Source organism: Streptococcus sp. HCA-5024 (assembly GCF_037890265.1).
GTDB lineage: Bacteria > Bacillota > Bacilli > Lactobacillales > Streptococcaceae > Streptococcus > Streptococcus lingualis.
In genome coordinates this window covers 163,566-186,758 of sequence record NZ_JBBKBR010000003.1, presented here as the reverse complement: position 1 = coordinate 186,758, position 23,193 = coordinate 163,566, and the positions used below count along the sequence as shown (strand labels likewise).

21 protein-coding genes are annotated in these 23,193 nt (G+C 33.8%); 15 read left to right on the top strand and 6 right to left on the bottom strand.

Going from position 1 to position 23,193, the window contains the following annotated elements; all coding sequences use genetic code 11:
* The first annotated feature begins 295 nt into the window (after positions 1 to 295).
* The 3 genes from WKT08_RS06630 (at position 296) to WKT08_RS06620 (ending at position 3,340) form a co-directional block, all read left to right on the top strand.
* The gene (locus WKT08_RS06630) at positions 296 to 1,234 is read left to right on the top strand and encodes a cell wall-binding protein (protein WP_195326995.1); all 939 of its coding nucleotides are present in this window, start codon (positions 296 to 298) and stop codon (positions 1,232 to 1,234) included.
* A 391-nt stretch (positions 1,235 to 1,625) separates the two neighbouring features.
* Positions 1,626 to 2,579 (top strand): N-acetylmuramoyl-L-alanine amidase family protein, encoded by a 954-nt coding sequence (locus tag WKT08_RS06625; protein WP_195326994.1) that lies wholly within the window; start codon positions 1,626 to 1,628, stop codon positions 2,577 to 2,579.
* Positions 2,580 to 2,977: 398 nt separating this feature from the next.
* Complete coding sequence (locus WKT08_RS06620; RefSeq protein ID WP_195326993.1) at positions 2,978 to 3,340, top strand: hypothetical protein; 363 nt, start codon at positions 2,978 to 2,980, stop codon at positions 3,338 to 3,340.
* 458 nt (positions 3,341 to 3,798) lie between these two features.
* On the opposite strand, the gene WKT08_RS06615 is transcribed toward WKT08_RS06620, so the two are convergent.
* Entirely contained in the window at positions 3,799 to 4,098 is a 300-nt protein-coding gene (locus WKT08_RS06615) for a hypothetical protein (RefSeq protein WP_195326992.1), read from the bottom strand.
* Positions 4,099 to 4,170: 72 nt separating this feature from the next.
* On the bottom strand, positions 4,171 to 4,599 hold the full coding sequence (locus WKT08_RS06610) for a hypothetical protein (RefSeq protein WP_195326991.1): 429 nt from the start codon (positions 4,597 to 4,599) through the stop codon (positions 4,171 to 4,173).
* Positions 4,600 to 5,335: 736 nt separating this feature from the next.
* On the opposite strand from WKT08_RS06610, the gene WKT08_RS06605 reads away from it, so the two are divergent.
* Together WKT08_RS06605 and WKT08_RS06600 are read left to right on the top strand one after the other, a co-directional pair.
* Positions 5,336 to 9,049 (top strand): SNF2-related protein, encoded by a 3,714-nt coding sequence (locus WKT08_RS06605; RefSeq protein ID WP_195326990.1) that lies wholly within the window; start codon positions 5,336 to 5,338, stop codon positions 9,047 to 9,049.
* Complete coding sequence (locus WKT08_RS06600; RefSeq protein ID WP_195326989.1) at positions 9,036 to 12,509, top strand: Eco57I restriction-modification methylase domain-containing protein; 3,474 nt, start codon at positions 9,036 to 9,038, stop codon at positions 12,507 to 12,509. The genes WKT08_RS06605 and WKT08_RS06600 overlap by 14 nt, the downstream gene beginning before the upstream one ends.
* A gap of 60 nt (positions 12,510 to 12,569) precedes the next feature.
* Here WKT08_RS06600 and WKT08_RS06595 read toward each other — a convergent pair whose 3' ends face one another.
* The 4 genes from WKT08_RS06595 to WKT08_RS06580 form a co-directional block, all read right to left on the bottom strand.
* On the bottom strand, positions 12,570 to 13,250 hold the full coding sequence (locus WKT08_RS06595; RefSeq protein ID WP_195326988.1) for an XRE family transcriptional regulator: 681 nt from the start codon (positions 13,248 to 13,250) through the stop codon (positions 12,570 to 12,572).
* Between the two features lie 8 nt (positions 13,251 to 13,258).
* Positions 13,259 to 14,119: an ImmA/IrrE family metallo-endopeptidase gene (locus WKT08_RS06590; protein WP_195326987.1), complete on the bottom strand. Its 861-nt coding sequence runs from the start codon at positions 14,117 to 14,119 to the stop codon at positions 13,259 to 13,261.
* 99 nt (positions 14,120 to 14,218) lie between these two features.
* Positions 14,219 to 15,589, bottom strand: coding sequence for an MBL fold metallo-hydrolase (locus WKT08_RS06585; protein ID WP_195326986.1), 1,371 nt, complete (start codon positions 15,587 to 15,589; stop codon positions 14,219 to 14,221).
* 5 nt (positions 15,590 to 15,594) lie between these two features.
* Positions 15,595 to 15,933: a helix-turn-helix domain-containing protein gene (locus tag WKT08_RS06580; protein ID WP_195326985.1), complete on the bottom strand. Its 339-nt coding sequence runs from the start codon at positions 15,931 to 15,933 to the stop codon at positions 15,595 to 15,597.
* A gap of 657 nt (positions 15,934 to 16,590) precedes the next feature.
* Between WKT08_RS06580 and WKT08_RS06575 the strand changes: the two genes are divergently transcribed.
* The 10 genes from WKT08_RS06575 to WKT08_RS06530 all read left to right on the top strand — a co-directional run bounded on the left by WKT08_RS06575 (position 16,591) and on the right by WKT08_RS06530 (position 23,189).
* Positions 16,591 to 16,773, top strand: coding sequence for a hypothetical protein (locus WKT08_RS06575; RefSeq protein ID WP_247913749.1), 183 nt, complete (start codon positions 16,591 to 16,593; stop codon positions 16,771 to 16,773).
* 34 nt (positions 16,774 to 16,807) lie between these two features.
* Positions 16,808 to 17,104 (top strand): cytoplasmic protein, encoded by a 297-nt coding sequence (locus WKT08_RS06570; protein ID WP_195327452.1) that lies wholly within the window; start codon positions 16,808 to 16,810, stop codon positions 17,102 to 17,104.
* 21 nt (positions 17,105 to 17,125) lie between these two features.
* The gene (locus WKT08_RS06565; protein ID WP_045759899.1) at positions 17,126 to 17,587 is read left to right on the top strand and encodes a hypothetical protein; all 462 of its coding nucleotides are present in this window, start codon (positions 17,126 to 17,128) and stop codon (positions 17,585 to 17,587) included.
* Positions 17,588 to 17,600: 13 nt separating this feature from the next.
* The gene (locus WKT08_RS06560) at positions 17,601 to 19,289 is read left to right on the top strand and encodes an FtsK/SpoIIIE domain-containing protein (RefSeq protein ID WP_340280942.1); all 1,689 of its coding nucleotides are present in this window, start codon (positions 17,601 to 17,603) and stop codon (positions 19,287 to 19,289) included.
* A gap of 207 nt (positions 19,290 to 19,496) precedes the next feature.
* Entirely contained in the window at positions 19,497 to 20,729 is a 1,233-nt protein-coding gene (locus WKT08_RS06555) for a replication initiation factor domain-containing protein (RefSeq protein WP_195327458.1), read from the top strand.
* Positions 20,730 to 20,743: 14 nt separating this feature from the next.
* Positions 20,744 to 20,977, top strand: a complete 234-nt coding sequence (locus WKT08_RS06550) for a hypothetical protein (RefSeq protein WP_045759896.1) — start codon at positions 20,744 to 20,746, stop codon at positions 20,975 to 20,977.
* Position 20,978: 1 nt separating this feature from the next.
* Entirely contained in the window at positions 20,979 to 21,536 is a 558-nt protein-coding gene (locus tag WKT08_RS06545) for a conjugal transfer protein (RefSeq protein ID WP_340280940.1), read from the top strand.
* Between the two features lie 10 nt (positions 21,537 to 21,546).
* Entirely contained in the window at positions 21,547 to 22,542 is a 996-nt protein-coding gene (locus WKT08_RS06540) for a conjugal transfer protein (protein WP_340280938.1), read from the top strand.
* Between the two features lie 9 nt (positions 22,543 to 22,551).
* On the top strand, positions 22,552 to 22,776 hold the full coding sequence (locus WKT08_RS06535) for a TcpD family membrane protein (RefSeq protein ID WP_003005585.1): 225 nt from the start codon (positions 22,552 to 22,554) through the stop codon (positions 22,774 to 22,776).
* A gap of 2 nt (positions 22,777 to 22,778) precedes the next feature.
* The gene (locus WKT08_RS06530; RefSeq protein WP_195327462.1) at positions 22,779 to 23,189 is read left to right on the top strand and encodes a conjugal transfer protein; all 411 of its coding nucleotides are present in this window, start codon (positions 22,779 to 22,781) and stop codon (positions 23,187 to 23,189) included.
* Positions 23,190 to 23,193: the final 4 nt, after the last annotated feature.

Sequence of the window (23,193 nt, the reverse complement as noted above, 5' to 3'; positions counted from 1 at the left end):
TTCTTTAAGTCTTGTTATACATAGAAATATTGATTTTAAAGGATTTAGTCTTCGACATAATTAACAATTTTTAGATGTATTACACTATATTGGACAGTAAATGGACATTGACAGTGTTTTTGAAGAAAATAAGTAGAGGCCTAAGCGTCTCTTTTATTATAAGCAAATTGTGCAAATTTTTTTGTTTCCCCTTGAATACATTGATAAAGGCCTCCTTATATTCACACATCATTTGATTTAGAGTAATAAACATGCTACAATGAAAGCGTATACAAAACGTAAGGAGGAAATGAAAATGAAAAAAACAACTAAGTTTTTGCTAGGTGGTGCATTAGTAATATTGTTTTTAACTCCAGTATCTCAAGTTAAGGCTGATTGGCATCAAGATAATGTTGGTTGGTGGTATTCACTAAATGATGGTTCTTATTATAAAAACACGGAAGCTAAGATTAACGAGAAGTGGTATAAATTTGATGACAGAGGTTATATGATGACCGGCTGGCAGCTAATATGGGAGCGTAATGATAGTAATTATGGGATTATCAAAAACTGGTCTTATTTTGATCCAGTAAATGGTGATAAAAAACTGGGCTGGCAAAATATAGATGGAAAGTGGTATTACCTTACTAAAGACGGGGCACTTATGGGTAATCAAGACATAGATGGGAAATATTATTATTTTGATCCTGTTAATGGTGATATGAAAACGGGTTGGCTATCCGAACAACAAAATTCAAATACAATTTGGAATTATTTCGACCCTGAAAGTGGAGCCAAAGTAGAAGGTTGGCAAAACATAGATGGTAAATGGTATTACTTTCCTAAATATTATCATGCAGTAACTGGTTTCTGGAGTATAGATGGAAAAGATTATTATTTCGACCCGATTAATTGTGATATGCAAACAGGATGGGTATCTAAACAATACAATTATGGGACAGAAAAGTTGTATTTCGACCCTGTAAGTGGAGCCAAAGTAGAAGGTTGGCAAGAAATAGATGGGAAAAGGTATTACTTTGGTTGGAATGGGGCATTGAAACGGCATAAAAAAATAGATGGAAAAATGTATTATTTTGATCCAGATACTTATGAATTGAAGATAGGCTGGATTGAGGCGTTGGGAAACAAATATTATGCAGATCCTAACGATGGTGGGGCACTTGCAACAAATAAAACTTTAGTTATAGATGGTATTTCATACACATTCGATTACAATAGCATTCTTATCAAATAATGCGCCTTAACTGGTCAACACCTCAAAAGTCAATTTTTTCTAACTTTTGAGGTGTTTTTAACTATGAAAAAGAATTACATTATACAATCAGAGTGAGTTATTTGGTAGTTAAGAAGCTTCATTTAGATCCTTACTTATAGCTAGTCTTTGATAAAACTAGTTGCTAAACTTTTGATAATTTCTAAGTACGTAGGGAACGTTATTTTTAAAACTAGCTTTTGAGTTCTCTTCCAGATGACATTTTCTCTTATTTTATTTAAAAACGTACAGTGACAGACTTTATATTTTATTTGGTGATTACGACCTCACTCTATCCACACATTATTTGATTTAAAGTAATAAAGATGCTACAATGAAAGCGTATACATCTGGTGATATAAGGAGGAAAAAAATGAAAAAAATAACTAAGCTTTTGTTAGGTGGTGTATTAGTAATATTGCTTTTAGCTCTATCATCTCAAGTTAAGGCTGATTGGCATCAAGATAATATTGGCTGGTGGTATTCAACAAATAATGGATCTTATTATAAAGATACATTAGCTTATATTGACAAAAATGTTTATAGATTTGATGAAAGAGGTTATATGATAACCGGCTGGTATTTAGAGGAGTATAGGGAGCCTAATGGTAGACTATTCAAAGACTGGTCTTATTTTGATCCAGTGAGTGGAGCCCGATTAAAGGGGTGGCAACAGATAGATGGTAAATGGTATTACTTGTATTCATATTGGATAGCTAGAGGTAAGCAGATTATTGATGAAAAAAAATATTATTTTGATCCTGTTAATGGTGATATGAAAACAGGTTGGATATCTACACCAGGTCTTAATGGTACAGATTGGTCTTATTACGATCCAGTAAGTGGAGCCGCATTAAAGGGGTGGCAACAGATAGATGGTAAATGGTATTACTTTGCAGACTATTCTGTTCATAATCATGCATTAAAAGGATTCAATAATATAGGTGGAAAAGAATATTATTTCGATCCAGTTAATGCCGATATGAAAACAGGTTGGATATCCCGACAATCTGATGTTAAAAAATGGTATTATTATGACCCAGAAAGTGGAGAACGACTGTTAGGTTGGCAAGACATAGATGGGAAGAAGTATTACCTTACATCAGAAGGGGCATATTGTGGTTATACTTATACTATAGATGGGAAACTTTATAATTTTGATCCAGTTACTTGCGAATTGAAAACAGGCTGGCTTGATTTAAACGGATTAAGATCTTATGCAGATCCAAATGATGGTGGTGCATTTGCATCAAATAAAACTTTAATAATAGACGGTATTTCATACACATTTGATTCTGGAGGTTCTCTTATTAACAATATACCTTAATTGATCAGCACCTTGAAAGTTAGATTTTTTTCTAACTTTCAAGGTGTTTTTAACTATAAAGTAATGTTATAATCTATGATTTTAGGAAGTAAGTATATAGATTAAAAAACTTTTAAAGGTCACTGACAAATTAAGGTGAAACTAAATCTTTTAGAGTCGCTTTATATCAAGAAATATAGGATTTCAATTTCTTCTTTATTCTGGTAAATACTAGTAAGTTTTTAGTGGGTATTTAATGCAAGAGTTCTTGTACCTTATATAATATACAAGCTAACATCACCAAATAATGCATATTTGCCATTATAATAGACATTTTTTGAAATTTCTATTATAACAGACATGACATAATTTTGTAATATTATTTTGGTAAAATAATATTACAAAAGGAGGTGGAGGAAATGAAAAAATTTATAAGTGTTTTGCTACTTTCAATAATGGCAGTGATGTTAATTGCATGTTCTAATAGCAATCAACAGTCCTTGGATGGAGAATATTATTGGGTATCAAGTGAAAGAAACGAGCTAGCATTCACTATAAAAGGTGATAAAGGTTCCATTGAACATGGAGAGGCCAATAACTTTAAGATTGATAAACAAAAGAAAACCATTGAGTTAACTGGACAAGATATTGCAAAAAGGACAGAAGAATATTCGTTTAAAGATGGGGTATTTTCTGTTGATATTAGTGGAATGAAACACGACTACTACTTAAAGGGGAGCAGTGCCTATGAGAAAGCTCTCAAAGAATTTGGTTACAAATAACATCGTATACACCTATTTTACTGAATAGGTGTATTTTAGTGCATTATAGATGATTTCTCTATTTTGGACTTATCAACTTGTACCAAATAGTTTATATTTCTTACCAAATAGTTAAATCAAAAAATTATACAGTACTTTATAATATAATTGATTCATGAATAATATAAAAGAAGAAAATATTAAAAGAGCCATTTGGCATATTAAAAGACATCTCGACGAATTATTGAATTCTAAAAATGACGAAGATAGACAATATTGTGCATTTCATCTTCAATCTAGCATAGAATGTTTAGAACGTGTGATGAACAATAAAAAACCCTATCTATATTTGGATAGGGAGGATGTATTTTAAAAACATTTATTAATTTTGGTCAATAATAGGAATTTATTTTCAAAAAAAATTTCTATTTTAAAATATTTTAATCACAAAAAATAAATATTGTTGCTAAAGTTTATGATCATTTATAAATCTCCCCAACCTTTGGCCACATGTGTTGAAATATAGATTCATAAACTTTAGCATCTTCAAATTCATCCCAGTAAACTACTTTATAGTCACCATCTAAATTTAAATCCGCAATTTCAATGACTTCTCCATCCTTATAACTAGGCTTTGTTTGTCTCTTTTCTAGGTATTCAATCCGTTCTTTGACAGCTGCGTTTTTTTTCAACGTATTTATCAAGGGAAACACAAGAATAATACCTAATAAAATTGTAGAGATCAGTCCGATTAGAATAAATTTATTCTCTTTACTCATATTCAAATTTCTAGCTCCTTTTTCATAATCGACTTAAGAAACATCATCATTTAGGAAGGTTTGATCTCAATTCTACCATTCGTCATAACCATAATGGGTTGAACTGTAGTCACCTTCATTTTCCTCTTCTGATGTTGTTGTTTTACCATCCCAAGTATCTCCTGGATTTACTTTTTCAAAGTAAGTACTGCTAACTTTTTGATACATTTTCAACCCACTATTGTCTCTCCATACAACAATATAATAGCTTTTCATCTCATCTTTATCTTCTAAAATTTGGTCGATGTTATATACGTTGGTCCCTTTATCGACAATGATTTTCTCTATAACCTCATTATCCTGATAACCAAATGGATTATTTTGTTTTTTCTCCAGTTGTCTCTCACGATCTAAATTATCCGTCAACTTGCTACCAGTGTCGAATATAGCGAAAACCATTATAACAACTACAAAAATAGATATAGCCCAACCTGTAAGTAATTTTCTATTAAAATCATACATACTATGTTTGCTCCCTTTCAAAACTCTTCTTAGAGTATTCATTTTAGAGGCCTTCCCTACAAAATGAACTTTTCATAATCGATTCATTATATCATAGATTAAGCAGTAGTAAAGGCTTTTTCAGAGTTTTTTATAAAAAATTACTAATTAATACCTTTCAGACTTTTTAGCAGAATTGAAAATTAAAGTTACAAAAAAGAGAACCTTAACGGCTCTCTTAAGGTACCAATGGTACACTACAAATTCGAAACTACTAAGATATTATAAAAGCTTAGAGTATCTCTAAATTAAAATCATAGGAGGTATCTTCTGATACCTTTACTAGAATATCATTTTTTACTACATATTGCAATATATTTCTATCAAGAAAATATTAATAGATTAGAATTATTTTCTATCTTATTCTAAGTTCCATTAGCAACAAATGAGTTATTTCATGGTCAATGGATGTAGTGGAACTATACAAATTTTGATGTCCAGTTCTCAATGTATTGCTTAATAATAGCAGTAGGTGTAATATTGTTTATAATCTAAGAGATACTGTCAATAATCTTTGAACAGAGGCTATTATCGGGAAAGTTAAATCCTTTAATAGAAAAAATAAAAATTTGCCAACCAGTGATAATTTAGTCTTCGAAATTTTATATTATTATAAACTTGGTACAACGCCATCTAAAATGTTAAAATAAGGGTAATAAAAAATTTTATTGAACAAATACGAAATAGGAAGATTGATATGGCATATCCCCAATTTATTGATAATTCAAGAAAAAGACTTTCTGATGTACTAAATGAAATTGCACCTAACTATAAAATACTTAGAATTGCAACAGGTTATTGGGATTTAGCTGGTACTATTGAATTGATTGATGATCTTGAACAATATTCCAAAATCAAGTTATTAATTGGTAAAGAGCCTATCGCTCATAGGCTTCAAACTCAGTATAATATTGATATGAATTCTCCTGAAAACCTTTTCCCAGATGCGGATATTAGACATGACTTACAAGAATATGGGAAACAAAATGATGATCAGGAAACAATTGAAGTACTTCGGAATACGGCAAGGAAACTAGTAAATCTGATTGATAACAAAACTCTTGAGGTAAAAATATATCGAGAGCCTAGGCTTCACGCAAAAGCTTACATATTTGGAGAACTAGGAGACGCTGATTCTGTTGGAATTATTGGCTCTTCAAATTTCACGAAGGCAGGGTTAACTTCAAATGCAGAGCTGAACTTTCTTACAGAAAACTATCAAATTGTTGAATTTAAACCGACCAGTGAGAAACAACAAAATGGCCATATCGTATGGTTTGATGAACTATGGAAAGATGCTGAAGATTGGACAGGGGAGTTCAGTAACATCATTGTGGATAGTCCGGTTGGAGATAAAACCTATGGTGCTTATGATGTTTATATAAAAACTCTTATGGAGGTCTTCCCAGAAGAACTACAGCCTGTGGATCCTTTTGATAAAGATATTGAGGATATTCTTCATCCATTCCAAAATCAAAATGCACTTGATTTAAGACGGAAACTGTCACGTTATGGTGTTGCAATGCTTTCAGACTCTGTAGGTCTAGGAAAGACCATAACAGCTGCGGCTATCATTAAACAATATATTGAGGATGGAAACGACAATATTTGTATAATACCTCCAGCATCACTTAAACAACAATGGATTGATGAGTTAGAAGGAGAAAGATGGAATCTTCGTGAGGGAAAAGATTTCAGATTGATCTCTCAACAAGATTCTGGAAAAATACAAGAACAAATTGATTACTTTAAACATCATAAAAACTCTCGAAATACTATTGACTTATTCGTAGTTGATGAGGCTCACAATTTGAGAAATCAAGGAAGCACTCGCTATCAAAAGATTTTACAACTATTTCAAGAAAATCCTCAATCAAGAGTTCTTTTACTTACTGCTACACCTATTAATAACTCTTTGATTGATTTTGCAAATCAAATACAACTAGGGGCAAAAGGTGATCTAGTTTCTATAAATGTCCCGTATAAAAGTAATAAAGGTAAAACTCTTGAATATATTGACTTTTTTGAAGCATTAAAGCGAATTCAATCAGAAGCAACTCGTGCAGAAAAGCGTGGAGAAGAATTTGATTGGGATTTCCATAAAAATACTATCATCGCCGGAATAAGGCATTATCTTGTTAGATCAACAAGACAAGGTGTTGTCAAAAATCAACAAATGAATTCTACAAATGGCCGAAGTAATCCTTTTCCGACGTCAACAATTGAACAGTTCCCCTATACTTTTCTCAATGAGGATAACGAATTTATCCAACAAGTCTTAGACGAAGTGCAAGATACTACTTTCGAAACTCTTTCTCCTGTATCTCTAAATCTAAATTTAATTGGAGAATTAACACAACGTACTTCTCACCCACTTGATTTATATAAGGGAATTCATAAAGAACAACAATCAGGAATTAATATTTCTGAAAAGTATGACCTATCAGTGAACTCGAATAGTGAAGCTATATTTTCTAATAAAGATGAAGTTTCAAATATTATCCCAACTTTATTTAAAGTGATAAACTTCCTGGGATTTGTACCTTACAAACCCGATGTCTATTCTCATAATATTTACAATAAAACAATTAATGAAATCCGTGCATTGGATCTAAAAGGAAACAAGGCTAATCAATTAAGAACTCAACTTGCTGTTCACAATATGCTTCATGTCACTTGGCTAAAACGTTTGGAATCATCTACAGCCACCCTACTAAGATCTGTGCTGAATTATCAAGATAGAATTGCTTTGTTTGAAAAATGGTTGGATAGGGGATATATTGTTAGTCTAACTGATGCCGCAACTCTTGATAGTGAATATGGCGAAGATATTGATAAGGCTTTCGAAGATTATGATAAATACTTGTCAGACTTAGATGAGGCTATGTCTCAAGGTGACGAACAAGATATTAAAAAACGTGGTGTCGAAAGAAAAGAAGCTGATGAGAAACTATTTAATATTCCACAATTAAAACAAGATCTCCAACGAGATAAAGAAATATGTAAATTCTTAACTACTGTATTAACAAGATTAAGTAAAAAAGATCATGATAGAAAACTAAATGCATTTGCAGATAAAATAGTGGAACGATTGGAAGAAAATAAATATGGGAAAAAACTATTAGTTTTTAGTTTCTTTTCTGATACAATTGATTATCTGAAAGAACGCCTTCCACAAATACTGGAAAACAGGATTCCTAACTTCTCGAAACGTGCAGAGTTTATTTCAGGTAATAGTGGCTCTGTTGAAGAAATTACTAAACGCTTTTCTCCAATTAGTAAAAAAGCAAAAATTAGGAAACAGAATGAACTCGATTTTCTATTTGCTACTGATGTACTTTCAGAAGGTCAAAACCTACAAGATGCTGGTTTCTTAGTAAATTATGACTTACATTGGAATCCTGTAAGAATGATTCAAAGAAATGGTCGAATTAATCGTTTAGGTTCAACTTATGAAAAAATACTAATTGCAAATATGAAGCCTCATGAGGATTTAGAATTCTATCTTAAGTTAATTAGACGTCTAGAACACAAAATTGCAACAATCAACTTCACCGTTGGTAACGATCAAAGTATATTAGGTGAAAGTGAAAATCCAATAGAATTTCATGAAATATTGGAATCTGATAATATTTTTGATGATGATATCGACAAAGCTTCAAAAGCAATGGAACAATTTGAAAATACTGAAGATATATTGGATTGGGTTGATAATTATTCCACTGAATTACGGAAATTTATTGATGCTCACAAAGAAGATGGAGAAATTAAGAGAATTCAAAGTATACCTGATGGAAAATGGAATTACCTTCCGAAAACAAGTGAAAATGGTGACAATCCGGATAATGTCATCGGATTATATAGAGCAAAGGGGAAAACATCTGCTACAGGGGCAATGATAAAAGATGTTGGTTTCGTAAGCATCGAAAAAAGCTCAGAAAAAAGAGGGCCATTCAGCTCGCTTCAAGCAAAATACATTCAAGAAAAGGATGCTTTGAAACAAATTCAAACGACTCCCCAAGATAATAAACGTATGATAGATAAAATACCAGTAGATAGATCAGAATATATCAAAAAAGGCAGTACAGAAATTAGTGTGCAATTTGAATCAGCTAATCCAGTTTATAGTATAAAGCAACAAGGGATGCAAGCTCTTGAAATTTTAAAAACTTATTTTGATTCAAGTTACAATCTTGTCGGAATTATTGAAAAAGGAATACGTTATTCAAATGATAAACGAACTTTTGAACAAATTGTTCGAGAAGTAAATAAACAAAACAAAGAAAATGGTAAATTAACACCACGAGTAATCAAGAATTTTGAGAATTTGCTAACTAAGCTTTTACAAGCTGAATCGGACGAAAAAAGATTAGAGAAAGTCGAAGGTGTATTATTCTATGCAAAATCATAATGGCATTCATACAATAGACAAATTAGTCAAACAATTATCGAATGAAAAGGACGAGTGGATATCCCTTGCTATAGCAATTGATTTAGCTGATGAAATCATGAGATGGATCCTTCCAAATCAAGATAGATGGACTAGTATGTTGAAACACAATAGTCAAAATACTGGAAATCTCCCCTCTCCTCTTCCAATGGATATTTTCCATAATCAAAAACAAAGAACATGGTTCCGTGAACACCCAGAATCTAATTCTGCACGTTCAGCCTTTCAACACTTCAAACAGGATGACTGTGTAGTTGAAAGTAAGTTATTCTGGTTTAGTGAAAGTGCAACTAAACAAAAGATTTCAGCTTCAACAGAATTCACATCTAACTGGGAAGACTCTGATTTAACAAGAACTCCAAGCAACAAGATTGGAATCGACTTTTTCCTGACATCTGATGCTAATTCTCTCCTAATTGTGCTTTCAAATAGAAAAAAACTTCGTGTTATGGAGTTACATGATCATTTGAGTAATACTCAAAAACAAATTTTTGAACACAATCTATTTAACGCAGTAGATTATGATGATTCAGAAATTAAGGATGGTCAAAGTCTCGAACCTCAACAGACTATTCATAAAAAACTATGGGATGCGTTGCAATTAAAAGAGGTTAATAAACAATTCTATTCAATCATTGCAAAATTCTTTGATGACCTTGTTAAAACAATAGAAAATCAAGGAAAGAACTCAGAAGACGCAAAACAATTTTCTTCTAGACTCTTAGGGAGAATGCTTTTCATTTGGTTCTTACGAAAAATGAATATCATTCACGAAGAATTCGGATACTTTGATCTTGACGGTTTATCCGCTACTGAGTACTATGATAAGAAAATAAAGCTTCTATTTTTTAATACTTTGAATACTGATGTTTCGGATAGAATACATTCAGATTACCTCACACCTTATTTAAATGGTGGTCTGTTCGAACCTAAGGAAAATGATTTTATTCACGAAACTATCAATTTCCCTCAAGATTATTTTAAAAATCTTTTTGATAGATTTAATGAGTTCAATTTTACTACTGATGAATCTAGTGCTGACTTTGAAGTGATTGCAGTCGATCCTGAAATGTTAGGACAAGTATTTGAAAATCTATTGGCTACTCAAAATGAAGATACTGGACAGAGTGCAAGGAAATCAAGTGGAGCTTTCTACACACCGAGAGATATTGTAGCATTTATTTGTAAAGAATCTTTAAGAGAATATTTGTATAACAAGGTGGGCAACAAGTCCTTCCATCAAGGAATAGACTTACTAATTGACTATTCAGATGCTGAATTTTTAGCTAGAAAAAGTACTTCTGGTGCTGATTTATGGGGAGTTAATAGTAAAAATATAACAAAAACTATCCTTGAGGCATTAGATAACTATAAGGTTTTAGATCCCGCTTGTGGTTCTGGTGCTTTCCCAATGGGAATGATTCAACTCCTTGTTAGAACATACGAAAGATTGCTAAAATCCTATGATGCATACGAACTTAAACTTTCAATTATTGAAAACAACATCTTTGGAGTAGATATCGAACCGATGGCAATTGAAATTTCTCGCCTAAGAGCTTGGCTTTCAGTAATTATTGACGAACCCGATAAAAGTAATATCAAGCCTTTACCTAACCTGGATTTTAAGTTTGTTTGTGCAAATAGTTTAATTTCTTTATCGAAAGATGATGAAACTCTTTTTGACGATCAAGATTTAGATGTAAAACTTTCTGATATTCGTCAAAAATATTTTAAAGCACGTGTAAAAAGTTCTAAAGACAATTGGCAAAGAAAATATTACGAGTTAACAACAGGAAAAATAGAACTTTGGGAATCCGTCCGTTCTGAGCAATTGAAGTCTTTTGATCCATTTATTGTAAAGAAACCAGCAAGTTTTTTTGATAGTTTCTTTATGTTTGGGGTACATAAATTTGATGCGGTCATAGGAAATCCTCCATATGTTGGAACAAAAAAAAGGAGTGCTGCAGATAAAAAATCACTCGAAGAAGAATTTGGTTTCGCAGATGATCTTTATAACCATTTCTTCTTTAAAGGAATTAATTTGCTAAAAGAAGGAGGTAGTCTAGCATATATTACATCCAAAACTTTTTGGACAATTCAATCAAAGAAAAACTTAAGAGAGTTATTACTTTCTCAAACAATAAATTACATTTTTGATACTGCTAATCCATTTGAGTCCGCAATGGTTGATACTGCAATTACATCTATTAGAAAAACGAAAGTTGAACCTCATAATATTATCAAATTTATAGATGGTAGTACAAATCTATTGGAGCCAAAATATTTCGAAGTAGAACAATCCAGCTATATAAATACTCAAAATACAGTTATTTTCAAACCAACTGAGCTGAACCTAAAAATTCATAACTTATACGCTAAGATAGTTCAACAACTTCACAATGAGTGGTGGGATAAAATTTCAACAAGTAAAAAAATTGAACAGAATAAAACATCTCTTGAAGAGTATCGGAATAATCTTAAACCAGGAGACATAACATTGTTAGGATGTTTGACAGAAGGTGGTCAAGGTCTTGCCACTGCTAATAATGGTAAATATATCGCTGTTAGAAAATCAACGAAATGGGCTGAAAATATTTTGAAGACACGCCCTAAAAAATTAAAAGAGGCAGTAAACAAATATAATATCCCAACTACCGACTTAAATGGTTTTTCGAATCCAGATCAATTATTGAATGAATTGGATGAATATCAAATCGCCGAGCTCTTTGATTTATTAAAAGAAAAGTATGGTAGAGACATTTTCGGCCAAGGTTACCTTTACCGAATTATTAATGATGAAGATCTTGTTGATGTTGATTCGTTAACCGATGATGAGAAAACAAATGGAATTTCCACTGAAAAAAATCACTACGTTCCATATGATAAAGGGGATAAGGATGGAAACAGATGGTATTTGGAGACTCCATTTGCTATTGATTGGTCAAAAGAAAATGTTGAATTTTTAAGGAAAAATTCTGGAAAAAGCGGAACGGGTATGCCAGTTGTTAGAAATCCTCAGTTCTATTTTAAAGAAGGTTTTTGTTGGTCCGATATTAACACTACTTATTTAAAATGCCGAGCGAAACAAAAAAGCGTTTATGATGTAAAAAGTATGAGTTTATTCGGATTATCTCCAAAGGTGCCAGAATATTATATTATTAGTATTATTAATACTAAATTCATGAGCCAATACGTTGATGATTTTGTAAATAATACTCAAACTTTCCAAATAAATGATGCTCGTCAACTTCCGATAGTAGTACCTTCTCCAGAAAAACTCCAAGAATTATTTCCTCTCTTCCAAGAAGCAGTTAAAATAAAAAAATCTGGAACGACTTCCAAAGGAGACAACGCTAGGGCATTAGAATTGATCGAAAATAAGATCGAAGATATTATTCGTAAAATATATCGAGTGACGTAGGAAGAAAAAAGAGAATGACAATAATTTTTGTCATTCTCTTTTTTATAATTTAGCCCATATTTATAATGGGGTAAAAGAACCTACAATTTTACCAATTATGCGAGGGTTTTCATCATAAGAAATAAAAATATCCTTATACTTTGGATTAATAGAAACCAAGCGTAACCCCTCATCTCCACGATAAACTCGTTTAATATAAGTCTGGCTATTGCAGACAACAGCATAAACTGCACCATCGTAATCAAATCCTGTCTCACGAATGAGAGCAACAGAACCATTTTGATAATTAGGTTCCATTGAATCTCCAGATATCCATGAAGCAAAGTCATGGGCTAGTTCTTCATCAAAATAAACAGTATCATAATTCTGATCGTTATAAATCGATGAACCGATACCAGCAGATATTTTTTCGTAAACATGGTATTCGTATAGTTTTTCTGATATCGAAACAACATTTTTACATTTTTCTTTTTGAGCTAAGCTTCTAACATAGCTAAGTGCTTGATTTTTCTTTTCATCTGATAAAGTATTATATATTCGGACGATTTCAAGCTCTGTAAAATAACCTTTTGGTACTTTTAGAATCTGCTCCAAAAGCTTTACTTTTTCTCTAGATGGTTGTTTTACTCCACGCTCCCATGCAGAATAGGCTTGGTAAGTAATACCTAATTGATCTGCAATATCCTTTTGAGTCATTTTTAGCTCTTTTCTACGAGCCTTTAGTTTTTCTGGTTGGTACATCGTTTTCCTCACATTAATAGTAGTTTCAATTCAGCTTTTTGTTTTGCCTCTTTGTCCGTTAGCTTATTTTTATCCCAAACATAAGCTATAGATTTTCCTCTATCATAAATGAGCCATACTTTTAAATTCTTTCGGCAAGTCTTTATTGTTTTCCAATTCTCTTGATCTAGAAGTTCTGGATACTCTTGACTAGTTACAAAACCTCTTTTGCTCACAGATAGCTCTATTTTATTGATGAGAGAAGTCTGGTAGTTGTTAAACTCCTTTATAATATGTTCTTTGATGCTGTGAAACAAAAGGAGTAGTGTGGCATTTTGTCCATCAATATAAGCATCGATAGCCTGCCTAATGGTATTTTCTTTTTCAGGATAATATTCTCTAAGAAGATCTAAAAGGCGAAAGAACAATGCCTGTTTTGAGACATCGAGGCTATTTTGAATGTGTTGAAAGGTGTCGCAACTATAATAAATCTTTGACAACAAAACAATGTCAGGCATTAATACTATAGCAGAGAAAATATTTGCTTCTTTCTCTTGTAGGCTTCCCTGATTATCAATAGATTCTGCAAAATAAGTGCCTTCATGTTTAAGAATAAAATGTCCTAGCTCATGACACAGAGTAAAATTTTGCTTCACAATGGGATTATCCTTTTCATAAGAAAAACTAATACCTAATTCATCAATAACAGTTAATCCTTCAATCTTGTGATTTGAGAAGTGGTGACTAATTACTTGAATTTGATATTTTTGAATACAATATTGAAAAAAGTAATTGAAATTATAATTTAGTAATGAAATGTCATGATCCTTCATATACTGATATAACACATGTTTTGTAGACTTACTTATTCTTGTATACAATTCATCCAAAGAATGCTACCTCCATTAAGTGTAAATTACAAAGCTAAACCTAATTGGTTGAGTTTGTTGTGTGAAAAAGGTGGACAAATGTCCACTGTTCGTATAAAACTATATATAGTATGTTATCGAATTCCCTTCATTACAACGAAGCAAAGAATTACCAATTTTATTTAAATCCGTAATTACTTTATCAGATGGGTGTTTATATGGATTTGAAGATCCAGATGAATTGAGAAAAATATTTGCAAATGGAAAATCTATTAATACATTTTTATTCCAATTATTTTTGGCCCCGTGGTGTGGAATTAAAAAACATAGCACATCTTCACATTCATCTTTATAGTATCTTTTAAAATCATTATATCTTTTAGGTTGTTTAAGAGAAATATCACCTGTCAATAAAGTTCCAGTTATTCTTTCGAAAGAGAAATGTTGCTTAAAAAAAATTTTCGGGTTATCTTTACTCTCAATAATATAAATATCATTATATTTTTCTACAGGTGAATGAAATAGGCACAAACTAGATTGATTTTGTTTAGAGTTCCCATAACTACTTGAGCAATATTTATTGTATATTTTTTTTAACGATTCTTTTATACTTTCAAACTGTAGAGTCCCATCTAGTTTTAACAACAAATCGCCTAAATTTTTTCCACCTACTTTATGTATAAGATTATTAATTTCTTTCTTTATATTTGCTGAAGACTCCGTTTGTTTCAAATAAGTATTATAAAACTTAAACTTCCATTTTTTTTCAACAAAGATAGTTGAACCATTTAATATACCTGTTTTTGTATTAGGCAGATATAACTCTTCATCTTCTAATTCTGAGGTTTTAATATTATTAAATTCATAAGTTTGTTCTTCATCATTATCCATATGTTTAGTATTAACAAGTATAATTTCATCAACTTTTTTCTCCATATCTATCCCATTGCCATATACCAGAGCTAAGAAGAGTAAATAATTTTTATTGTCATCGTTGTAAGGTAAAAAAACTTTTCTGACTTTACTTACTTCTTTCAATAATTTAGGTATACCATTAACATGATCATCATCAAAATGAGAAATAACTAACATATCGAGTATTATATCTTTAGTGTGCTGTTGATTTATGTAATCATCAACAACAGAATTAATATTAATGCTGTTCCCCCCACAGTCATAAACAAAGTTAAATTCACATTCTAGCTTAATATTTCCAGAATAAAATAGACCTTGTCCCACTGGCCATAGTTTGAATTTTGAAAAAAGATATTCATAGTGATTAAAACATAATTCCGGATGATCAGATGAATGTATTTTTGCAACCAATAGTGCTTTTAGCACTGGAAATGGCATCGTCTTCATTATTGTGGTCATTTCTTTGTGATTAAAACGTAATTCCGGATGATCAGATGAATTTATTTCTGCAACCATTAGTCCTTTTACCACTGGAAGTGGCATCGTCTTCATTATTGTGGTCATTTCTTTAGTCATCCTTCTCAACCTTTCTTAAATTTTAATTTCCGTTCTTCCATAAAAGCTATAAGCTCTTTTTTAAATACTTCTTTCTCTTCATCAGTCAAACCTTTTGAATTCATACGGAAAAGCAATTCAATATTATCTAGTTCATCTGATTTTTCTTCTGAGTTTCCAACTAGATAATCAATTGATACATCAAGAATTTGTGCAATTTTAACGAGATTTTCTTGTGTTGGTTTTTTGGCGCCACGCTCCCATGAAGCATATGCCTGTTGGGAGATATTTAGTTTTTCAGCTATTTGAGCTTGTGTTAGTTTTACTTGTTTCCTTAGTGTTTTCAAGCGTTCTGCGAATTCCATATGTGACCTCAAAAAATTATTTTAAAATTTTGCAGAAAACCGTTGACATTTACAACTAGCAGTTGTATAATATAACCAACAACTGATAGTTGTATAGCGATTGAAAATAATAACCTTATCTTCAAGGCTAAATCACGATCATTGACAATTAAATAAAAAGTGCGTCTGACAACCAGAGGACTGATCATCAGAACTACACATAAACTTCGTACCTTTATTGTAAATGTTTTGATACTAAAAGTCAAGTCCGTTTTATGGTTGAAGTGAAGATATAAAACAAGTATTTGTGGGCTTCCACGCATTTCGGACTTTCGCACTTTTCCGAATAGTAAAGTGAACTGGCTTCGCCAAAGGGCGTAAGAGAATCTTAAGGGTATGATAATGACTCCCCAATGAGATTGGCTGGGAAAGCGATGGTAATTCACGCAAAGCACCTTGCTAAACGTTGCCACCGTGGAAAGAGGGATCTTTCCAACCAAATAACTTTTCTTTACTGCTGTCTATCTAATTAGATAGACCTACTCTCAAGCTACTAAGTTCTTTCCTTTTTTCACTTAGTAGCTTTTTTACTTATTACAATAAAGGAGAATGATATGACAAACTTTTTTCGCACTACAATGTAAACGACTCTATGATAACTATGAATTTACCTATGGTATGTTTAGTGAATCTGATAAACTACAGGCTAAACTTTATGCTCAAGCTCAAGTAGATCTAGACCATCTGGCTCAAGATGCTCGTAGAAATGGCTATGCCCATGGAGATATTCAATTCTATAGTCGCATGTTTAAACGCAAATTATTTACCCACTATTACTCAAGAGTGAAGCAACTAGCTTAACTCTTTTTATTTTACACTCAGAAAGGAAAATCTTATGATCTCAGAAACACTTAAAATGAAACCAGAATTTATTGGCCCTGCTTACTACGAACGTTTGGGAAATGCTCCTAAATTTATTTTTGGAAAAGAAGGCAAATACCAACGTCACATTCTAAATAGCGCGGAGCACGGTGCCTTTCATGTTATTACACCAGCCTCTACAACGGTCTTCCCAGAAGATGCTCTAGTAGAAACAGTTAACCCAATCTTTTTCCCAGATACTGCTTTAAACGGCAATACTGTTGCACCTTATCTCAATGTCTTTGCGGAAAAATTGGTACTTAAAAAATAAGAAATAGAAGGAGAAAATCACATGGCTAAAATTGGATTAAACTACGGAGAAAAACTACAAATTGCTGACAAGACTTATCGTGTCATTACAGATGGACTAGATGTCCCAGCTGTCCTTGGAAAACTGACTTTCCGAGGCATTGAAGGTCCTGATATCATCTTTGAAGTGGATCGCTCGCAACGTAATCCTGATGGATCATTTGTTCAAGTCAATACAGGCGAGATCCGTGGTATTGTTGTAGGTATTCATTCTTCTGTCCAGCACGAAACCCTCTTTTTTACTATCGCAGATATGTCAGAGTCTGAAATTGAAGACTTGGGCATTAAATACCGAGAAGAAGTTGAACTAGAAGATATTGTTATCACACATACCCACGTCAATCGTAATGACATCTATAAGCTTTTTGCTTCTAAAATCAAGAAAAAAGCTGGAGGTACACCAACTAAAGAAAACAAACCAGTAGAAAATAAGAAAGAAAACTAGGAGGTGATGCACCATGAAACTCTTTACCTATCGAGGGAAAAGAGTTCACGCTTTTCATCGTAAACTAAAGGGAATCACATGGTTTATCTGGTGGTTTCCTTTTTTGTTGGCTATTAGTTATTACAGCTACTTACATCTAGAAGAATTAAAAGTTCATCCCTTACCTAAAGGATATTTTCTAGGAGCTGGGCTTCTCTTTTCTTTACTCCTGGCTTGGTTTATTAACCGTGTTTGCTACAGGAAGATGCTCTTCTTTCAAAAGCTCAATAGCCTTCGAATCCTTTCACGCTTTTTACTAGAGAACAACCTTTATCTCGTAAAAAAGGTTAAACGTGAAAACAAGATCGTTGAAAAAATCACTTTGCCTCAAGTGTATGTCAAACAGTCTCGCTACAAGATTGAAGTGAGTTTCATTCTAGAAGGCAATAAATTTCAAGATCGCTTTTTAAATCTAGGAGCTACGCTTGAAGTCATGTTTAACGGGGACTTTCGAAATAAAACCTTTGATAATCGCTTTATCAAATATGAAATTGCTATTAACCGGATTGATAGCAGAATCACCATCGATGAAGTAAAAGTCAAGGGATCTAAACTCCAGCTCATGAAAGATGTATCTTGGGATTATATTGAAGAACCTCATCTTCTAATTGGCGGTGGAACAGGTGGAGGAAAAACAGTTGTTCTCATGACCATAATTTACGCCCTATCTAAAATCGGCTTTGTTGATATCTGTGATCCAAAGAATTCGGACCTTGCTGGATTAAAGAAAATTCCAGTCTTTCATGGCCGTGTTTATACTAGTAAGGAAGATATCATTAACTGTTTTAAAGAGAATGTAGAGTTCATGGAAACACGCTATGAACGGATGTCTACTTCGCCAAAATTCCAAGCTGGAAAGAACTTTACTCATTATGACATGAAACCAAAATTCATTCTTGTAGACGAGTGGGCAGCTCTTATGGCAAAGATTGACCGAGACTATAGCCAACAGTCAGAACTCATGGAATACCTCTCCCAATTAGTTTTAGAAGGTCGACAAGCTGGGGTTTTTATCATCTTTGCTATGCAACGGCCCGATGGGGAATTCATCAAAACGGCTCTTCGGGATAACTTTATGAAGCGTCTCTCCGTCGGTCATTTAGAATCAACAGGATATGACATGATGTTTGGAGATGCTAATAAGACCAAAGAATTTAAAAAGCTGGATGAAATTAATGGAGTCAAGGTCAAAGGACGGGGCTATATCGCAAACAACGGTGAGTTGGCTGGTGAGTTTTTCTCTCCTTATGTACCGCTTGATCAAGGATTTTCCTTCTACGATGCCTACTCTAAAATTCCTATTATGGAATTTGAAGGAGAAGAGTTCTCAGTATTTGAAGAATATAAACCACTGCTTGAAACAATTGATCCTATAGAGGAAGAGAAGACTATAGAAAACGAACCAAGCAAACGACCACTCAAGGAATTTGCGGACGAACAAAATCTTAAAATGCCAACCTTGCGCAAGATTATCTATCTCTTAACAGAACAAGGGATCATCTTTGAACGGACTGTATCCGCTATTCTAGTGGATCCTTTTCAAGAAAAACTTCTTCTTGAAATCCTCGCTCAATTTGAAGAGGGAGGACGCAGGTCTTATCCAAAAGCAGTTGAAGCGACGATTGTTCATCATGGGCTAGGACAAGGGCAAGGGCAAGCCTGACCGCAGGTCAGGCGCAGACCGTAGCCCGAAGTTTCTAGGCCATGATGAAACTTCAACCCCCGTTTTCTAATAGGGGGGTTACATTTGGCAAAAACGCCAAGTCCACCCCTCCTCATTCCTTATGGGAGTTGGGTTTTCAATTTTTATGAAGTGTGTCACTTTCGTCAAAAAAGTGTGTCACTTTGCTAGAAAGAGGTGTTGCGATGAATGGACAAAATTAGTCCTTTTCATATTAAGAATTTCAGAAAACAAACAGGACTTAGTCAAAAAGCATTTGCACAAGCTGTTGATCTACCTACAAGAACCTATCGCTCCTATGAAACAGGCGAAAGAGGACTGACGATTGATAAGTTTAGAGAACTTAAAGAAAAACTTGGTTACTATCAAGATTGCGATAAAAACAGTCTTCGAGCTCAGATCGACTATCTACGATTGACCTTTCCTAGATTAAAGGATTTAGACGCTTTCTGTGAAAACTTCCTTCACTGTCATCTAAGCGAATTTACAGACCAAGAAACTCGTCTCATGAATTATACCCACTTATGGCAACGAGGAAACATCTGGATTTTTGATTTCTTTGATAAGTCTGTGACCAACGACTACCAAACTTGTCTTCAGCTATCTGGTCAAGGATGCCGTGAGCTGGAATTGCTTCTAGAAGACAAGGGAATCACTTGGCAGATCTTTCTTCAAAACATTCTTTATTCCTATGAAGATGTTCGGGTGAAGCGTCTCGATATTGCTCTAGATGAACTCTATAAAGGCTATGGTCACGAGGACGAACAAATTCAAATTCCTAAATTGATTGATAAACTCTATTCCAAAGAGATTGTTCTAGATACGATCAAGAAATGGAATATCACAGGTGGTGGATCTTTCACTGATAATGAAGATATGGAAGCTAATCACGGCTTGTCCATTTATTTTGGGAGCCGTCAAAGTCAACTCTACTTCAACTTTTATGAAAAGCGCTATGAAATAGCTCGAATGGAAAACATCTCCTTGGACGAATCCTTGGAGATTTTTGGTATCTGGAATCGCTATGAATTGCGTTTTTCAGATCAGAAGGCTCAAGGTATTGTGGAGGAATATATCAACGGTGTAGACCTCGGAGAAATTGCACGAGGCATCATAAACAAAGAAATCCAAGTCTATGATGGTCTCACTCGCTTTGGAGCCTATAAACCCGATGAGAAATGGCAACAGCTCTTTGGAGGAGTCGAACCCTTAAAACTCTCAACCAACCCTCAACCTTACAGTATTGAGAGAACGATTCGCTGGCTGACCTACCAAGTTGCTAACTCCCTTGCACTAGTCACTGAAGCAGATAAAATCCTGCAAACAGAATACATGAAAATGATTCAAAACAGCGGAGAGATCACAGATCGAGGAAAAGCCATGTTACGACTTCTCAAAGCCAATAAACACTATGAACACTAGAAAGGAAAAACTATATGGAATACAAAGTTCAAATCAATTCACTAGACAACTTTAAAGCCTGGTCTGGGGGACTAACCACCTTGAACACTGTCCGTGAACGTGGTGGAGTAGATACTCTAACCGTCATTTGTGAAGATATCTTCTCTGGTGATACACCAACAGAAGGACAAATCAATGACTGGCTCTGGTTTGATTCAGATTTTATCTACCAAGCTTTAGGCTACGATGATCTGCTTGAGGCTTCTTGAGATGCTGAAGAAGATTTATCAAGCAGATTTTCTGCTTCTTCCAGAACAAGAATTCTGGCATATGTACGTTCTCTTACGAAAAGGAAAGGACTTCTACTATGAATGCGCTGGAAGATCTACCGAAAAACCACCAGATGCGAAAGGTTTCTATGACTATGAACATGCCTGTTTCACGCTAGATGGTCAAGTGTTGAGCGTAAATAAAAAAATGCGCTCCTCACTCATTACTTATATTCAAAAGACCATTAAAAACAATCAAGAAAAATTTAGGAAGGAAATTGAAATGGCTACTAAAACTATTTTTGAAAAGAAAGTCTCTCAAGTCACAAATGAACTGGGAGAATTACTGAAAAAGAAAGATCATAGAGAGGCTTGGACCAAGGCTGGTGAATTAAATAGTCTCCTTAAAAAAGAAGAAGCCAAGGATCTAAAACCTGACTTGATCGAACAACTCCAAACTGAGTTGCGAGGTTACTACTACATTAATGGTGAGATCGAAAAAGCCAATAAGCGCCTCTATGCAAAAGGTTCAAAGCTCATTGAGCTTGCTGGTCTCTAAAGGAGGATCTATGGATAAAGCTAAACGCTACTTGCTTCAAGCAAAAGAATATCTCTCACACTTCAAAAAGGTAGAGAAAAAAGGAGGCCCACCAAAGCTAAAAGTCACCAATAAAAAGACCGTGAATATCGCCGTCATAGGAGGAATTTCTTTCCTCCTTTTTGTTGGTTTCTTGGGATCTATTCGTGCTATCACACTCTCAAATAAGGTAGGTACACTACAAGCTCAAGTTGAGGCTACTAAAAAACAAAAGGCACAACCAATGGAGTCGAGTAGAAAATACGACTACAAACTCCAGTACTACTTGAACGACTATGTCTACGCTTATTTCACCCTTCCACAAGAAGGAGACAAACAACAAGCTCAAGTAGATTACCTAAATAGCTTTTACAACTTCATTCCTGATGTGAAAGCTCAAGGTCAAGTTCGAAATCCTAGTGAACTTCTCTATTCTCAGTTAGTCACTGTAGAAGGAAAAGTTGCGACCTATAAGATCAAATACAAGGAAACGATCCGCCGAGATAATAACACGGAAGAAAAAGAAATTGTGACAGGTTTCAATATTCCATTTGATGAAAAAGATGGAAAATACTATATCTCTGGTCTTCCTTGGTTCTCTGCTATTGAATCCTCACAAGCTGGACACTTTAGCGAAGACGATCAGCTCCAACTAACCGCGAATGATCACTTTTCAGATGGTCAGCGTAAGAAAGTTGAAAAGTTCCTCAAGGTCTTCTTTACCAACTATACTACTAACCAAGACAACCTCAATCTGATTGCTAAGGATGTGGATATTATAGCCAATACCACCTTCAAAACAATTGATTATACCTATCTTAAAAAAGATGGAAAAAACATCATCGCATATGTCCAAGCAACCTTTGAGGTCGGAGGAACCACTCACTCGGAAAACTTCACCTTTACCCTCTCAGAAAAAGAAAAGACCTACTATGTCACAAAACTAGAACACACCATTCCACTGAACTATGCAAATGATAAAGAATAGGAGAACTCTATGAATACAGACAATCTACGAACCTTCCTCCAGGGCGATGGAATTTGGATCCTGACAGCCATTGCCGTGCTCTTAGCGATCAAGGCATGGCGAAACAGTTCTTGGCTTCAACTCTTCTCTGTCGTTGGTTTCTATGCCGTTATTGTTTCAATTGCCAAAGGACAAGATATCCTAAAAGCAGTCGGCTGGTTCCTGCGACTCTTCGGTATTGAATCAGGACTTTAAGTATGAATGAAGAAAGACTTTATGACTACAGTAAGGGTTTAAATGCTCCTTATTGGATCCAAGAAATCAAGACAAAAAAGGGCACTCGACTATGGTACTTTGCGACACCGATGCAGTTGTCCTTTTTCATTGTCTTTATCATCGTCTTTGTGGCCATGTTACTCTTTGGAGGGTTTATCTTTGTGCCACTCGCAAAAATCACTCACTCAATTTCATTGCTGCTCTATTGGTATCTCCCTTACAAATTAGCTAAGTTCTATACTGAATACGAACCTCACGGTAAAAAGATGCATGTCTTTATTGTAGATTACCTGATTTACTTCTGGGATTTTAAGCTAAACAAAAAAGCTATCTACCATGAAGATCGAATAGAGCCTGTAGAAGAAATTGTCTTTGAAAAAACAAATCTATAGAAAA

What these genes read in the sequence shown, in the direction of transcription:
- WKT08_RS06585 (WP_195326986.1), bottom strand. Translation starts at nt 15,589, where the DNA reads ATGACTAAAGAAATGACCACAATAATGAAGACGATGCCACTTCCAGTG.
- WKT08_RS06605 (WP_195326990.1), top strand. Translation starts at nt 5,336, where the DNA reads ATGGCATATCCCCAATTTATTGATAATTCAAGAAAAAGACTTTCTGAT.
- WKT08_RS06615 (WP_195326992.1), bottom strand. Translation starts at nt 4,098, where the DNA reads ATGAGTAAAGAGAATAAATTTATTCTAATCGGACTGATCTCTACAATT.
- WKT08_RS06620 (WP_195326993.1), top strand. Translation starts at nt 2,978, where the DNA reads ATGAAAAAATTTATAAGTGTTTTGCTACTTTCAATAATGGCAGTGATG.
- WKT08_RS06550 (WP_045759896.1), top strand. Translation starts at nt 20,744, where the DNA reads ATGGAATACAAAGTTCAAATCAATTCACTAGACAACTTTAAAGCCTGG.
- WKT08_RS06570 (WP_195327452.1), top strand. Translation starts at nt 16,808, where the DNA reads ATGATCTCAGAAACACTTAAAATGAAACCAGAATTTATTGGCCCTGCT.
- WKT08_RS06565 (WP_045759899.1), top strand. Translation starts at nt 17,126, where the DNA reads ATGGCTAAAATTGGATTAAACTACGGAGAAAAACTACAAATTGCTGAC.
- WKT08_RS06540 (WP_340280938.1), top strand. Translation starts at nt 21,547, where the DNA reads ATGGATAAAGCTAAACGCTACTTGCTTCAAGCAAAAGAATATCTCTCA.
- WKT08_RS06545 (WP_340280940.1), top strand. Translation starts at nt 20,979, where the DNA reads ATGCTGAAGAAGATTTATCAAGCAGATTTTCTGCTTCTTCCAGAACAA.
- WKT08_RS06610 (WP_195326991.1), bottom strand. Translation starts at nt 4,599, where the DNA reads ATGTATGATTTTAATAGAAAATTACTTACAGGTTGGGCTATATCTATT.
- WKT08_RS06530 (WP_195327462.1), top strand. Translation starts at nt 22,779, where the DNA reads ATGAATGAAGAAAGACTTTATGACTACAGTAAGGGTTTAAATGCTCCT.
- WKT08_RS06560 (WP_340280942.1), top strand. Translation starts at nt 17,601, where the DNA reads ATGAAACTCTTTACCTATCGAGGGAAAAGAGTTCACGCTTTTCATCGT.
- WKT08_RS06600 (WP_195326989.1), top strand. Translation starts at nt 9,036, where the DNA reads ATGCAAAATCATAATGGCATTCATACAATAGACAAATTAGTCAAACAA.
- WKT08_RS06630 (WP_195326995.1), top strand. Translation starts at nt 296, where the DNA reads ATGAAAAAAACAACTAAGTTTTTGCTAGGTGGTGCATTAGTAATATTG.
- WKT08_RS06555 (WP_195327458.1), top strand. Translation starts at nt 19,497, where the DNA reads ATGGACAAAATTAGTCCTTTTCATATTAAGAATTTCAGAAAACAAACA.
- WKT08_RS06535 (WP_003005585.1), top strand. Translation starts at nt 22,552, where the DNA reads ATGAATACAGACAATCTACGAACCTTCCTCCAGGGCGATGGAATTTGG.
- WKT08_RS06575 (WP_247913749.1), top strand. Translation starts at nt 16,591, where the DNA reads ATGTTTAGTGAATCTGATAAACTACAGGCTAAACTTTATGCTCAAGCT.
- WKT08_RS06625 (WP_195326994.1), top strand. Translation starts at nt 1,626, where the DNA reads ATGAAAAAAATAACTAAGCTTTTGTTAGGTGGTGTATTAGTAATATTG.
- WKT08_RS06595 (WP_195326988.1), bottom strand. Translation starts at nt 13,250, where the DNA reads ATGTACCAACCAGAAAAACTAAAGGCTCGTAGAAAAGAGCTAAAAATG.
- WKT08_RS06580 (WP_195326985.1), bottom strand. Translation starts at nt 15,933, where the DNA reads ATGGAATTCGCAGAACGCTTGAAAACACTAAGGAAACAAGTAAAACTA.